Origin of the sequence: Phaeocystidibacter luteus, from assembly GCF_008933115.1 — a bacterium.
GTDB lineage: Bacteria > Bacteroidota > Bacteroidia > Flavobacteriales > Schleiferiaceae > Phaeocystidibacter > Phaeocystidibacter luteus.
This window is the reverse complement of sequence record NZ_WBVO01000003.1, coordinates 82,958-96,820: the sequence shown is the minus strand read 5'-3', so window position 1 is coordinate 96,820 and position 13,863 is coordinate 82,958. Positions and strand designations below refer to the sequence as shown.

At 46.4% G+C, this 13,863-nt stretch carries 10 protein-coding genes; 9 read left to right on the top strand and 1 reads right to left on the bottom strand.

Annotation, left to right across the window (positions count from 1 at the left end):
- The first annotated feature begins 25 nt into the window (after positions 1 to 25).
- The 6 genes from F8C67_RS05835 to F8C67_RS05810 all read left to right on the top strand — a co-directional run bounded on the left by F8C67_RS05835 (position 26) and on the right by F8C67_RS05810 (position 6,848).
- Positions 26 to 1,054, top strand: coding sequence for a PorP/SprF family type IX secretion system membrane protein (locus F8C67_RS05835; RefSeq protein ID WP_170266377.1), 1,029 nt, complete (start codon positions 26 to 28; stop codon positions 1,052 to 1,054).
- Between the two features lie 76 nt (positions 1,055 to 1,130).
- Positions 1,131 to 2,579 (top strand): T9SS ring complex lipoprotein PorK/GldK, encoded by a 1,449-nt coding sequence (gene porK / locus F8C67_RS05830; RefSeq protein WP_151666881.1) that lies wholly within the window; start codon positions 1,131 to 1,133, stop codon positions 2,577 to 2,579.
- Between the two features lie 53 nt (positions 2,580 to 2,632).
- Positions 2,633 to 3,304, top strand: coding sequence for a type IX secretion system motor protein PorL/GldL (porL, locus tag F8C67_RS05825; RefSeq protein WP_223277519.1), 672 nt, complete (start codon positions 2,633 to 2,635; stop codon positions 3,302 to 3,304).
- A gap of 46 nt (positions 3,305 to 3,350) precedes the next feature.
- Positions 3,351 to 4,892 (top strand): type IX secretion system motor protein PorM/GldM, encoded by a 1,542-nt coding sequence (gene porM / locus F8C67_RS05820; protein ID WP_151666880.1) that lies wholly within the window; start codon positions 3,351 to 3,353, stop codon positions 4,890 to 4,892.
- A 17-nt stretch (positions 4,893 to 4,909) separates the two neighbouring features.
- Entirely contained in the window at positions 4,910 to 5,767 is an 858-nt protein-coding gene (gene porN / locus F8C67_RS05815) for a type IX secretion system ring subunit PorN/GldN (RefSeq protein WP_151666879.1), read from the top strand.
- 52 nt (positions 5,768 to 5,819) lie between these two features.
- Complete coding sequence (locus F8C67_RS05810) at positions 5,820 to 6,848, top strand: NAD(P)/FAD-dependent oxidoreductase (protein WP_151666878.1); 1,029 nt, start codon at positions 5,820 to 5,822, stop codon at positions 6,846 to 6,848.
- Here F8C67_RS05810 and F8C67_RS05805 read toward each other — a convergent pair.
- The gene (locus F8C67_RS05805) at positions 6,832 to 7,221 is read right to left on the bottom strand and encodes a DUF983 domain-containing protein (protein WP_151666877.1); all 390 of its coding nucleotides are present in this window, start codon (positions 7,219 to 7,221) and stop codon (positions 6,832 to 6,834) included. The two genes, F8C67_RS05810 and F8C67_RS05805, sit on opposite strands and share 17 nt — an antisense overlap.
- Positions 7,222 to 7,250: 29 nt before the next feature.
- On the opposite strand from F8C67_RS05805, the gene F8C67_RS05800 reads away from it, so the two are divergent.
- The 3 genes from F8C67_RS05800 to F8C67_RS05790 all read left to right on the top strand — a co-directional run bounded on the left by F8C67_RS05800 (position 7,251) and on the right by F8C67_RS05790 (position 13,707).
- On the top strand, positions 7,251 to 9,215 hold the full coding sequence (locus F8C67_RS05800; RefSeq protein ID WP_317132315.1) for an ABC-F family ATP-binding cassette domain-containing protein: 1,965 nt from the start codon (positions 7,251 to 7,253) through the stop codon (positions 9,213 to 9,215).
- A complete protein-coding gene (locus F8C67_RS05795; protein WP_151666876.1) occupies positions 9,176 to 10,810 on the top strand; it encodes an alkaline phosphatase family protein in 1,635 nt (544 codons plus the stop codon). The genes F8C67_RS05800 and F8C67_RS05795 overlap by 40 nt, the downstream gene beginning before the upstream one ends.
- Positions 10,811 to 10,911: 101 nt before the next feature.
- Entirely contained in the window at positions 10,912 to 13,707 is a 2,796-nt protein-coding gene (locus tag F8C67_RS05790) for a translocation/assembly module TamB domain-containing protein (RefSeq protein ID WP_151666875.1), read from the top strand.
- Positions 13,708 to 13,863: the final 156 nt, after the last annotated feature.

The following is a 13,863-nucleotide window of genomic DNA, read 5'->3' as shown; positions in this document are numbered from 1 at the left end:
GAATTCTTCAACTTAAATTGCCGTCGTGAAACCTTCTAAGAGAAATAATATTGATATCTTAGGCGGCTACAAGGCTGAATTTAGCTCAGAGCACGCTCATATGAAGAAACTACTATTCCTACTTCTAGTGGGTGCTGGTGTTCCCGTTTTCGCACAGCAGGACATCCAGTTTACTCAGTTTATGAATAACCGTTTGTACTACAATCCTGGGGTTGCGGGTAGCTCCGGCAGTATTTGTATAACAGGTATGCACCGCTCACAGTGGGTGGGTTTTGAAAATGCTCCTGTTACGCAAAACTTGAATGTAGATGTTCCGATTAAGCTCTTGCACGGTGGGGTTTACCTAAACATTGTAAATGATCAGATTGGATTCTTCCAAAATGTTTACGCTGGATTGGGGTATGCTTACCAGATGGAAATGGGTGAAGGAACATTGGGCATTGGTGTAGCGGTAGACATATACACGAACCAAATTAAGTCTGGGGAATCGTATATCGTACCTGATCCGGGTGCGGGACTTGACCCAAGCATCATTAACCAGGGAACTTCTGGAACTGCAATTGATGGAACTTTTGGTATCTACTACCAGGGTGGACCAATGTGGTTTGGTGCTAGTACACGTCGATTGATTGGTGCGACAACCGAATTCGACTCACAAGCTGGAAGCGTAACTGAGCTTCAGCATACACGTCACTACTTCCTCATGGGTGGATATGACATCCCATTGTCGGGCACGAACATCGTTCTTACGCCGGCGGCTATGGTGAAGTTTGACGAAAGCGCATTGAATCCACAGGCTGATATCAATCTATCGGCCATGTACAATAATCAAATTTGGGGTGGCGTTACATATCGTGTGCAGGATGCGATTTCCCTTATGGCGGGGTATCGAATTTTGCCAGAATTGCAACTCGCCTACTCTTACGACTTGACTACCAGTGACCTTAACTCTTCGAGTAGTGGTAGTCACGAGATCTCTGTAAACTATTGCTTTAAGATTGCTATTCCGGAGCGCAAGCCGGGTCGTTACGCTAATCCAACTTGGTTATTGTAACTATCAATCAGTTAATGTAATATAGCAGGCTGTACTCGAAGGAGAATCAGACAAAGACAGGAAACACCGTTTCGCTATGAATAAATTAGGACTATCGATCATCTCAGTCGCCTTGTTGGCGTCGTGTTCCAGCTCGGATCACGGAGAACTAGTGGGTGTTCAAAACCGCCCGGAGTGGTACCCGACGGAGCCTTATGGTATGGTGTATGTTCGCACCGGATCGTTCAACATGGGCCATTCTGACCCAGATGTTCCGGCTGCCTTTGCCGCACCATCAAAGACGGTATCAATCAGTGGATTCTACATGGATCAAACTGAAATCACGAATAACGAGTACCGTCAGTTCGTACAATGGGTTCGAGATTCAATCGCTCGTTTCCGCCTCGCTGAGGAAGAAATTGAAGGATTTGAGTGGATCAACCCTGCGGATGGACCACGCGATGGCGGGGAACAATCATTCTACGAAGAGTACCTCGCAGGTGTTCGTAACGATTCATTGGTAAAGCACCTCAATTGGGAGCCTTACCTAGAGTGGGAAGAGGATAACTACCTCAGCCCTGAGTACACCGAAGTAATCGAGTCAATGTACTTGCCATTTGAGGAGCGCTTCCTCGGAGGAAAGATGATTGATGCGCGTCAGTTGAACTACGTATACTTCTGGATCGATAAAGTGAAGGCAGCGCGTAAGTCTAACCGTGCCGAGTTTGACTACACGATGGATCCAGAGCCGTCTGACGACAACGATTTCCACGAAAGAACTTGGAACTACCAGGATTATATCAAGGATAACCAGGAAATCTCTGACCGTTCGAGCTTCTTCGAAAAAGAGGTGATCAATATCTATCCAGATACCTTGGTATGGATTGCTGACTTCTCATACTCGTTCAACGAGCCTATGCACGATAAGTACTTCTGGCACCCAGCATACGATGACTATCCGGTTGTTGGTGTGACTTGGAAGCAAGCAAATGCATTCTGTAACTGGCGTTCAAAGTATCGTCACGACTTCCTTGCACGTAACCAAATGATGCAAGAGCACGAATTCCGTCTTCCTACTGAGGCTGAATGGGAGTACGCTGCTCGTGGAGGATCAGAATTGACTATGTACCCTTGGGGTGGACCATATGCTACGAACAGCTCTGGTTGCTTCTTGGCCAACTTTAAGCCGATGCGCGGTAACCTCACTGCTGATGGAGGATTCTATCCAGTGAAGGCTACTTCTTACTCACCAAATGGCTACAACCTATACTGTATGGGTGGTAACGTAGCAGAGTGGACAAGCACAGCTTATGAGGAAGCGTCTTACTACTATGTAAACGACTTCAACCCTGATTTTAAATACAACGCATACGACTATGAATCTGAAACTATGAAGCGTAAAGTAATTCGCGGTGGATCTTGGAAAGACATCGCTTACTTCATGCAGAATGGTTCTAGAGCATACGAGTTCCAGGACACCGCGAAGAGCTACATCGGCTTCCGTACTGTCCAAAACTTCTTGGGTAGAGATCCGGGTGATTTCTAAATCTCTCCCAAGTACCCCAAAAATTTGCTAACCCTTAAATATCTGTTGGAAAAATGGCATTAATTGATGTAAATGGTAAGGGCTTCAAGAACTTCATGGCGAAGCTCTACGGTATCGGTGCAGCGGTAGTAATCCTAGGTGCACTCTTCAAAATTCTTCACCTTCCAGGTGCAAACTACATGTTGATTGTAGGTCTTGGAACGGAATCAGTAATCTTCTTCTTCTCTGCATTTGAGAAGCCACACGAAGAGTACGATTGGGCATTGGTTTACCCTGAACTAGCTGGAATGGAGGATCCAGACATGGACGATCGCAGAGGTAACACTCCTGCACTCAGCGCTACTCAAGAGCTTGACAAAATGCTCGAAGACGCTAAGATTGGTCCAGAATTGATTCAAAGCCTTGGAGACGGAATGCGTCGATTGGGTGACACTGCCTCGAGCCTCAACACAGCTGTTGATGCGGCCGGTGCAACTCAAGAATACAGCACTCAACTTCTAGAAGCTAGCAAGAACATGGAGTCTTTGAACGCACTTTACGCTGTTCAACTCGAAAACACTTCTAGCCAGGTTGAGATGCAAAACAACCTTATGGAAAAGCTTGGTACTTCTATGAACGACTCTGAGAAACTCGCTACTGAAGTTTCTTCATTGGTCCAGAATATCAGCAACCTCAACAACGTATACGGAAACATGTTGAGCGCTATGGGCGGAAACCGCTCATAATCACCTGTCATTAAACTGAACGTAAACACTACTGAAGTAAATAAAAATGGCAGGAGGTAAATTAACACCACGTCAGAAGATGATCAACATGATGTATCTCGTGTTGACAGCGATGCTGGCGTTGAACGTATCACAGGAGATTCTCCGAGCTCTTACTGAGATTAACGACAGTATGGAGGCAACGGTGAGCACTGTGGACAGAGGTAACGAAGTCCTCTATACCTCATTAGCAAATGAGGCTAAAGAAAATAAGCGTGCCGAAGAGTGGAATGAGAGAGCTCAGCAGTTGAAGCCAATTGCTCAAAGCACCTGGCAGCTCATCGAGGACGTTAAACGCGAAATGATTGAGAAAACCGGTGGTAGAGCTGAGGACGGGATGTTCAAAGGTTCTGACGACCGCGACACCCCAACCAACGTAATGTTGAATTCAAAAGACATCGGTGGTGGTGGTAAAGCAAAAGAAATTCGCGAAGCACTTGAGCGTTACAAAGCATTCCTACTTGAAAACGCTGGTAACGATGCTGCGATGATTGCAAGCATCGAGCAAAAGTTCAACTTCGATCCAGTTAAGGTTGAAGGCGAAGACACTCCGAAGCAATGGGAAGAGCGCAAGTTTGCCGAACTTCCACTTGCAGGTGTGATCACGAACTTGACCGAGATTCAATCCAACGTTCGTCGTGCGGAATCAGACATGCTCGAAGAGTTCATGCAAGGTATCGACATGGGAACTGTTAAGTTTACTACGGTTCGTCCATTCATCGATGCTAAATCGAACTACATCACCCAAGGTGACCAGTTTGAAGCTGAAATCTTCCTTGCTGCTTACGACGATTCACAAAACCCTACGTTCACATTGAACGGTCAGGAAATTGCTGCTGAAGATATCGAAGCAGGTCGTGCACGAGTTGTACTTCCAGGAACTGGTGTTGGAGAAAAGACCTTCTCAGGCTCTATTCTACTTCCAGGTGCTGATTCAGCGATTACTTTCGAAGGATCTTACATCGTTGCTCCACCAACTGCAGTAATCTCTCCAACTAAGATGAACGTACTTTACCGTCAGGTGAAGAACCCATTGGAGATTTCTGTACCAGGTGTACAACCAGAGAATCTCGTAGTAAATGGCCCTGGTGTACGTCAAAAGTCACCTGGTGTGTACGAAGCAGACGTTACTACTTTGAACCAACGTGAGATTACTATCTCAGTAGGTGTTCGTGAAGATGATGGTACTGTTCGTAGCGTAGGTTCACGTCCATTCCGTATCAAGGGTCTCCCGAAAGCGGAAGCACGCATCTACCGTCGTAGCACTCCTGGTCCATACTCTGCATCTGCAATTGCAAGTGCACCAATCGAAGCTGCTTATCCAGACTTCGCGTTTGACCTCGAATTGGAAGTAACTAAGTTCGAAGTTATCGTACCTGGTAGCGCTCCTTTCCGCATCAACGGTAACCGCATGACGTCTAACGCTCGTGCTGCCATCGAAGCTGCAAGAACTGGTTCTACAATCATCATTAGAAACGTAGAGGCAGTTATTAAGGGCACTAACAACAAGGTTACGAACGTTGCTTCGTTACCTCTAGACCTTAACTAAGAGAAAAAGAAACGATTATGAATCGATTAATCAGCTCACATAAGTGGATTCTCAGTCTGGCCTTTATCGGCTTCGGACTGGCAGCCCATGCACAAGCACTAACTCCGGAGGACGATGGTATCGTTCCTCGCGAGGGAGACCTTGGGTTGCACTATCAGAACAGCCGTGTGATTCCTTACCCATTCTTGCGTCAGGACGATATCTTCTGGTCAACCCGTCACTGGGAGAGAATCGACGTCCGTGAGAAGATTAATCACCCGCTGTATTATCCTATTCAGCCACTTCCAGATCGTAAGAGCCTCTTTTCAGCTCTTATCGATGGAATCGTTGAAGAAGGCCAAATCACTGAGGTTTTCCGTGATGACAAGTTCACACTTCCTCTTTCTCCAAGCGAAATCGAGCAGTCTGTATTCAAAATCAACGCGATTACGGATCCAGATAACCCGATGGACACCTTGACGACAGATACCCTACAGATTAAATCTAACAGTGTTGTTTACTGGCAGATTAAGTCGGATTGGTACTTCGACAAGCAGCGTGGAGAGATGAAGAACAGAATCATCGGAATTGCTCCTGTTGTACGTGACCTCGAAAACGAGTCTGTAACCTATCCACTCTTCTGGATTTGGTTCCCAGATGCTCGTCAGGTTCTCGCTACTCACGTAGCGTACAACCCGTACAACAATCAGCAGCGTTTGACTTTCGATCAGATTTTCCACCTTCGTATGTTCAACTCTGTCATCTACAAAGAAGACAATACATATGATCGTACCGTAGCCGACTACAAACGAGCTTCCGCAATGGATCAGCTCCTAGAGGCACAACGCATCAAAGAAAGATTGCGCAATTACGAGCACGACTTGTGGGAATTCTAAGCAAACAGATATTTTAAAAGGTCGCCCTTAGGGCGGCCTTTTTTGTTTTCACATGAAGGACTATCTCATCATCGGTCAAGGCATAGCCGGAACAACCCTCAGCTTCGAACTTTACAAGCGCGGGTTGAGCTTCGACGTCGTCGACCATGTCAAACCAAGCACGGCATCTAAAGTGGCTAGCGGCTTGTACAATCCACTTGTATTAAAACGACGCAGAGTAGTTTGGCAAGCGCATGCCATGCTGAATGCCCTTCTTCCCTTCTACCGTGAAATGGAACGGCTAACTAATTCCAACTTTCTGCAGCACAAACCCGTTTGGGAGATTCTGCCAGACCCTGGTACTGAAAATGATTGGGATGCGCTCAGCGAAAAGCCCAAGTTCGAAGAACTCATCGGCGAAATCATTCCTAACCCCAACCCACGCATTCGCGCCCACAAGCTAGGCGAAGTAAGTGGCAGCGGACGAGTGAACGTTGAAGGAATGATAGAGGCCTGGAAGGCGTTTCTAAGCTCTCAAGACAGCTTTATTGAGGACCAAGTGAAAATGGCAGACCTTGACTACAAGCATGTGTGGACATGGAATGGCAATCAATACAGTAATATTATCTGGTGTAACGGTTTTGTCTCTGCAAACGCCCATTTCCCTCACTTACCCTTTAGTCCAACTAAAGGTGAGGTTCTCATTGTAAAAGCTCCCGAGCTAAAACTCGATCACATCTTGCATGGAAACATGTTTATCATGCCATGGGGAGGTGACCTGTACAAGGTTGGGGCTACTTACTCTTGGGATCAGCTGGATACGGAACCCACGACCAAGGGAGAAGAGCAACTTGTAGAAGCTTGGTCCAAACTTGTAGACTGCCCCTTTGAGATTGTGAAACACGAGGCTGGCGTGCGGCCAAATGTGAAGGATCGCAAACCATTACTTGGCCGTTCGGATGAAATTCCGAACTCATATATATTCAACGGCCTAGGATCGCGCGGCATACTCATGGCACCCTGGCTCGCAAACCACATGGTAAACTACCTTACCGATGGTACGAACCTACCGCCGGAAGTAAACATCAGTCGTTTTTCGTGAGCTCATCTTTCTTGTACTTCACGTTGATGTGAAGCCAAGTAATACGACTCAAGCGAAAGATATAAGGAGTCAGAATCAGAACTACGCCCACCAAGAGCGCAATTACCCCGGCTGTTTCTAAGCCAAGAATGTACTTGCCTATCACAAATGAGGCTACGAAAAGCGCCACATTGAATCCGTAGCTGACGTACATCGCTCCGTAATAGAAATTAGGCTCCGGCTCAAAACTTTGCCCGCACACATCACAGTGGTCATTCACCTTAGTGAGCTTGCTTAATTGATAAGGATTCTTGTTTGGAAACACGTCTCCCTCATGACAACGAGGGCATTTATTCTTCAGAATACCGTAGACTTTCGTCCCTTTTCCGAGCATGGGTCTGGATTTTCAAGCAAAGGTAATGCATGAGCACAATCGCTGTGTTACTTTTGTCACCGATGTTGAGCATAAACAAGATAGAATTACACTTTGGGGGTGAGACTTTGTTTCAGGACATTTCTTTCCTCATCAATCCTGGCGATAGAATCGGCCTTATTGGTCGCAATGGGGCTGGCAAGTCTACCCTATTAAAAATCATCGCTGGTAAGATTAGTCAAGACGGAGGTGAGATTGCCCGACCGAACGGATACAAGATTGGATTCCTAACCCAGGATATTCAACATAAAAAAGGTATTACCATTTGGGAGGAAACGGCGACCAGTTTTGAGGAGATACAATCTTTAGAACGCAAACTCGAAGAGCTCAACACCGCGTTGGCCGAGCGCCAAGATTACGAGAGCCAGTCGTACATGGATCTCGTCCACGACTTGACCGAATTTCAAGAGCGCTATCAGCTACTCGGCGGGTACACGTATCAAGCCGATATGGAGCGCGTACTTCTAGGTTTGGGATTTACCCAAGAAGATTTCAAACGAAACATCGAAACCTTCTCTGGAGGATGGCAGATGCGCGTAGAACTTGCAAAGATTCTACTGCAAAGCAATGACCTTCTCCTCCTGGATGAGCCGACGAACCACTTGGATATCGAATCTATCATGTGGTTGGAGGAATTCCTGAAAGAGAATCAGCAAGCCGCCATTATTGTGTCACACGATAGGGCCTTCCTCAACAATGCAACGAACCGGACCATTGAGATATCGCTCGGACGTAGCTATGACTTCCCGGTGCCCTACCACAAATTCGTGGAGTTGAGAAAAGACATCCGCGAAAAGCAAATTGCCGCCAAGAAGAATCAGGAGAAAGAGATAAAGCAAACCCAGGAACTGATTGATAAATTCCGTGCGAAAGCCAGTAAAGCCAGCTTTGCACAGAGTTTGATCAAGCGATTGGACAAGATGGACGTCATTGAAGTTGACGAAGTCGACGATCGCGAAATGCACTTCCGCTTCCCTCCTGCACCTCATTCAGGAAAGGTCGCATTGAAGGGCGAGGGCATCCATAAATCCTATGGTGAGAAGCAAGTGCTTACCAATGTGGACATTGAAATCGAGCGTGGTGACAAGCTTGCCTTTGTTGGACAAAACGGCCAGGGTAAAACCACACTGGTAAAAGTACTTCTGGAGCAAGTAGAATACAGTGGTAAGGTAACCCAAGGACACCAGGTAAAGGTTGGATACTATGCCCAAAATCAGGCCGATGCACTGGATGGTGATAAGACCGTTCTGAGAACCATCGAAGATGCGGCTGATGATGAAACAAGAAAGCGAGCACGGAATATTCTGGGCAGCTTCATGTTCTCTGGAGAGGATGTGGACAAGAAAGTAAAAGTGCTTTCAGGTGGTGAACGAGGAAGGTTGGCGCTTTGTAAAATGATGCTTGAACCAGCCAATGTACTCGTGCTTGATGAACCGACGAACCACCTTGACATGCGTGCGAAGGACGTGTTGAAAGCGGCGCTTGCACAATACGATGGCACGCTAATTCTCGTGTCACACGACCGTGATTTCTTAAGTGGATTGGTAAACAAAACCTACGAATTCCGCGAAGGGAAAATCAAGCAATACCTTGGCGGCATTGAGTTCTTCTTGGAACAGCGAAAAGTAGAAGACATGCGCTTGCTTGAAAAACGCTCGGAAGAGAAGGCGAAGAAGGAAAAGAAGAAAGATCCACGAGAAGACCAAAGAGCGGCTAGAGAAGCGGAAAAGGAGCGGAAAAAATACGAACGTCAGCTTGCCAACATCGAAAAGGAAATCGAAGAGTTAGAAGCTCAGGTGGCAGAATGGGACGAACAGCTTCAAGATCCGGAGACCTACAAGAAACTCAGTGAAGAAGATGGCTTCTTTAACACTTACGAAAAGACCAAGTCCGATCTTCACGCCAAAATGGAATCATGGGAAGAAACACACGAAAAGCTGGAGTCCTTGTCTTAATTAGTTTCTTTAGCACAATTGCACTTGCTCAAAACGAGATCAAAGCTGTTGTCGGCATTACTGTCGACCAAATGAGAGCAGAGTATCTCGAGCGGTTCGCACCGCACTTCACAGGTGGTTTTCAGCAGTTCTTATCTAGCGGACTTATTTACCGCAATTGTCATTATTCCCACATTCCAACGTACACAGCTCCTGGTCACGCCACCATTTTTACCGGAGCACAGCCTAGAGACCACGGTATAATTGGAAACGATTGGTACGACCCCATCACCAAAACGGAGCACTACTGTGTGGAGGATACCCTTGAATCGACCATAGGTATTTCCACTTCTGAAGGTGATGGAATGAAGTCACCGCGAAACCTACGTACGACGACGGTTACGGACGAGCTTCATTTATCGACGGGCGGACAATCGTACATCGGCGCGGTTTCAATAAAAGACAGAGGCGCCATCCTTCCTGGAGGTCACGCCGCGGATGAGGCCTATTGGTTTGGTAGCTCCGGCCAATTTGTAACGAGCACATACTATACGGATGAAACCCCAGAGTGGGTTCAAAGCTTTCATGCGAAGAACGCCAGTCTGGCCGATTACACCGGAATTTGGGACTACATGATTGAAGAAGAGGCATATTCGGCTTGCTTACCCGATGACAACCCGTACGAATCGACCTTTGGCAATTCCAGCTCAGCCTTTCCGCACGATGTGTCTGAATGGGTGAAAACCAGAGGTCCAAAGGCGATGCTAGCCTCCCCCTATGGGAACCAATACCTCACCGACTTTGCCACAGCGATGATTGATAACATTCCTGCCGAGATTGCAGATGATCAATACGTCGACTTCATCTCTGTTAGCTATTCATCTCCAGATTACATCGGCCATGCGTATGGTCCGCGTTCGAGAGAGGTGATGGACACATACCTGAGGTTGGACTTGGAATTAAAGCGACTTTTTGATGCCATGGATGCCAAATATGGCGAAGGGAACTGGGTTGTTTTTCTTTCGGCTGACCATGGCGTTGCGGAAAACCCGAATCATTTTGGTGAGGAGCTCAGGATGAATGCCACCAACCATTCTAGTGCAGATTTAATGGTGGAAATGGTCGAAATCTCGGAGGATATCTTCGGCGTAAATGTCATTGAGAAATTCTATAACAACTCACTCTATTTAGATGAAAGTCAGGTAGTTTCGTTAGGAATTGAACAGTCGGCAATTCGCGAGAAATTGGCGCTAGGGCTTTCTCAGGTAGATGCATTTAAGAAAATTTGGACCCTAGAAGAAATCAATTCTACGGATTCGTATCAAGCCAAATTGAGAAGGAACCTTGTGGACGAAAGATCGGCCGGCCTCTTCATTGAATGGAGGGACGGAAATTACATTTACAGCAGTGTGGGTGCATCCCATGGATCGGGTTACACGTATGATACTCACGTACCAATGCTACTGATGGGGCCGTCGATTCCAGCTGGGAATGTATACCGCAAAGTACATGTTGTTGATCTCGCTCCCACCCTCTCGTTGATGCTTGGAACCGCTCTACCTCACGCTGCTTTTGGCGAGGTTCTCGAAGAGGCATTACCATTCATCGAGTATTGACAGCATAACATCGAAAAGTTCAAAATTTAAAAAACCAAGACTTCTACATTCGCGTACATAAGGTGAAAACGTCGCGTATACACTTGTGACCACCTCCATTTATGAGCGCAAAGAGAAGTAGACATACTATTTTGAACTTTTTAGTTCTGGGCATGATGATGCTCGGAACGGTAACGTCATTTGGTCAAACATGGACCGGTAACGTGAATAGCGACTGGACCAACTCTGGAAACTGGAGTGGTGGCGTACCAGGTTCGAACTCTACTCCTACCATCCCTGGAAATCGTCCGAATCAACCCGTAATTACTTCTTCGGTAACGGTTAAGGATATCCAAATTGGTGATTGGAACAATCCAGTTACGCTAACGGTTGATGGTGGTTCGCTTACTGTGAAAGAAGATGTGAACATCGTGAATTACGGTGAGCTCAAGATGCTTTCTGGTTCGATTCTATTGGACCGCACCAAGAACAACGCGTCGTTCTCATTCGCTTACACAGATGCGAAATTGACACTGCTCGGAGGGACCTTTACATCCGATCTTGCGATTCAGGTGAACGGCACAATGACGACTGGAACGGCCGACATTGTGATGAACAGAGACCTTACAATCGCTTCCGGCAAAGTGGCTACGTCTGGGAATGGTGGTACTTGGACAATGAATCAGAACTTCATTGTAAACGGTACTGTTGACTTAGGTTCGAGTGACTTAAACGTTTATGGAACACTGGATATTGGAAGCGGCGGTGTGTTGAACGCTGGCTCTGGTGATATCAACATCTACGGTACGTTCGATGTAGGTAGCAATGGTACATACAACGGTGAAGATGCGACTACTGTAATTGCAAATAGTATCTCAGCAAAGAATTCAGCTTTAATTACTGTAAATGACGGTTCGATCGAATTTCAAGGTGATGTTGACCTCTTTCAGAGTGCAACCTTGAGAGTAGACGGATCAGGTGACGTGCTTATCACTGGTAATGGTGAATTCAAGCAGAACGGTAATCTAGATATTGGTGGTGGTAATCTGAGTATTTCTGGTGATGTAGACTTCCAACAAGGTGGCACATTGGACATCGACGACGGTACTGTGAGCATTTCCGGAAACGCTACATTCAGCCAGTCTGGTACTTTGAATGTTGGTTCTGGTGAAATCAATATTACGGGAGATGCCAATTTCGATCAGAGCGGCACTGTTAACGCAGACAGCGCGACCATTAATATTTCTGGTAACCTCACTCTTGGAAGCAACGGTTCTGTCTTCAACGCTGGTGGCTCCACAATCAACCTCGAAGGGGGAACTTTCACGAACAATGGGACATTTAACCCCGATTCATCGACAGTTAACTTCTCAGGTCAAAGTTCCCAGACGATTAATGGGGATGTAACATTCTATAATGTAAACTTCGAAACGGAGGGAACACTTACCACAAATGGTGATGTTACCGTACTGAACGATGCTAAAATTGATACGTCCGCGACATTAAATGTTGGTAGTGGTAACACTTTGGAAGTGCAAGGAAACTTGACTGACCCGAATGAGCAAGCCGTATCTACCGGTCCATATGTGCGTACAATCACAGCTCTTGCGCCGAATCAAATTGAAGTAGATTTTAGTGAGGATATCACGACGGCCACTGCAGGTGTTGTTGGCAATTACAGCGTGAACCAAGGATTGACAGTAACGGCGGTAGCGCAACAATCGGATGCTTCTATCATTCATGTTACCCTTTCTGGGAATATGACTGTAGGAACAGAATATTCCTTTGTATTTAACAATTTAGCGGGAGTTATCAACGGACAACTCGTGAGCGTGAATCACACACGCCGATACACGTACGAGCCTGCAACTCCAAATCCAGGTGATGGAGTTATCAATTTCCGAGTAGTTAATACGCAAACGACCTCATTAGACCTTGATTGGAACCTAAATGGAGCGGGTGGTGTGCTGATTATAGCCAAGGAAAACTCTATGCCGAGTTTCGTGCCAACGAACCTTTCACTTCTGGAGGTGTCTTCCACATATGGACAGAGCACAAGCTTGACGGATGGTTCGTTCGCTGTCTACTCAGGCTCGGGAACATCTGTAACCATCCAAGGTCTAAAGCCGAATAAGAACTACTTCTTTAAAGCATATGCCTTCAACGGATCTGGTTTGCTTTCTGCAGTTTACAATGTGACGGATGTGCGCACACTTACGGAGTGTACTGCCTTTCAGCTCGACTTGAAAAACGTTTTGGCAGGAGCCTATGATGAAACTACAGGCAAAATGCACAGCGATTTAGCTGAGCAAAATCTACTGCCATTGTCTCAACCCTTCAATGTGGCGCCTTTCAACTATGGCGGTTCAGAAAGTGTAACTAGCTTACCGGGCGACACTATCGTTGATTGGATATTAGTAGAGCTTAGATCAGCTACCGTAGCGAGCCAGGCCTTTGATACCACAATTGTAGCTAGAAAGGCATGTTTCATTCTCGAAAGTGGACGAATTGTATCTGTAGATGGAACTTCACTTCCTGAATTCAAACTAAACACGGCCCACCCGCTGGTAGCCATTGTTTATCACCGCAACCACCTTCCTGCAATGAGCTCCGACACACTTCAACTCAATGGAAGTTTGGTGTATGAGCTTGATTTCTCATCGAACTTCAGCGCTTGGTTTGATTCGAATGCGGCGCAAGTGAGTGGAGATGGAAAATTCATGTCTAGCAGCCGTGCTGTAGACCAAGGTTTTGTTCCAGAATCTGACGATTACCAGGAGGCATGGAACAATAGAAATGGCAGTGGATACTCAGAATATGACGTTAACCTCGATGGTGAAGTTACTGCTGCCGACCGTGCGAAACTATACAACTCGCAAGGTAATACCGCCAATATTCCCGGCAAGAAAAATCCATAAATCGGAATAACTCTGCCATTCATCGAGGAAATGCTACCGTTCGTAGAACCTGCTGTGTAACCATCGAAATAGGACGAATTGCCCATCTAAGCAGTTGATTTTCTGTATTTTTGTAGGACAAGACCTACAATTCAACAGAATTGAAACCGATAGCAA

Coding starts and splice junctions, on each gene's coding strand:
- porK (WP_151666881.1), top strand. CDS start 1,131: ATGAATAAATTAGGACTATCGATCATCTCAGTCGCCTTGTTGGCGTCG.
- F8C67_RS05800 (WP_317132315.1), top strand. CDS start 7,251: ATGAGCACAATCGCTGTGTTACTTTTGTCACCGATGTTGAGCATAAAC.
- porN (WP_151666879.1), top strand. CDS start 4,910: ATGAATCGATTAATCAGCTCACATAAGTGGATTCTCAGTCTGGCCTTT.
- F8C67_RS05805 (WP_151666877.1), bottom strand. CDS start 7,221: ATGCTCGGAAAAGGGACGAAAGTCTACGGTATTCTGAAGAATAAATGC.
- porM (WP_151666880.1), top strand. CDS start 3,351: ATGGCAGGAGGTAAATTAACACCACGTCAGAAGATGATCAACATGATG.
- F8C67_RS05810 (WP_151666878.1), top strand. CDS start 5,820: ATGAAGGACTATCTCATCATCGGTCAAGGCATAGCCGGAACAACCCTC.
- F8C67_RS05790 (WP_151666875.1), top strand. CDS start 10,912: ATGAGCGCAAAGAGAAGTAGACATACTATTTTGAACTTTTTAGTTCTG.
- F8C67_RS05795 (WP_151666876.1), top strand. CDS start 9,176: ATGGGAAGAAACACACGAAAAGCTGGAGTCCTTGTCTTAATTAGTTTC.
- porL (WP_223277519.1), top strand. CDS start 2,633: ATGGCATTAATTGATGTAAATGGTAAGGGCTTCAAGAACTTCATGGCG.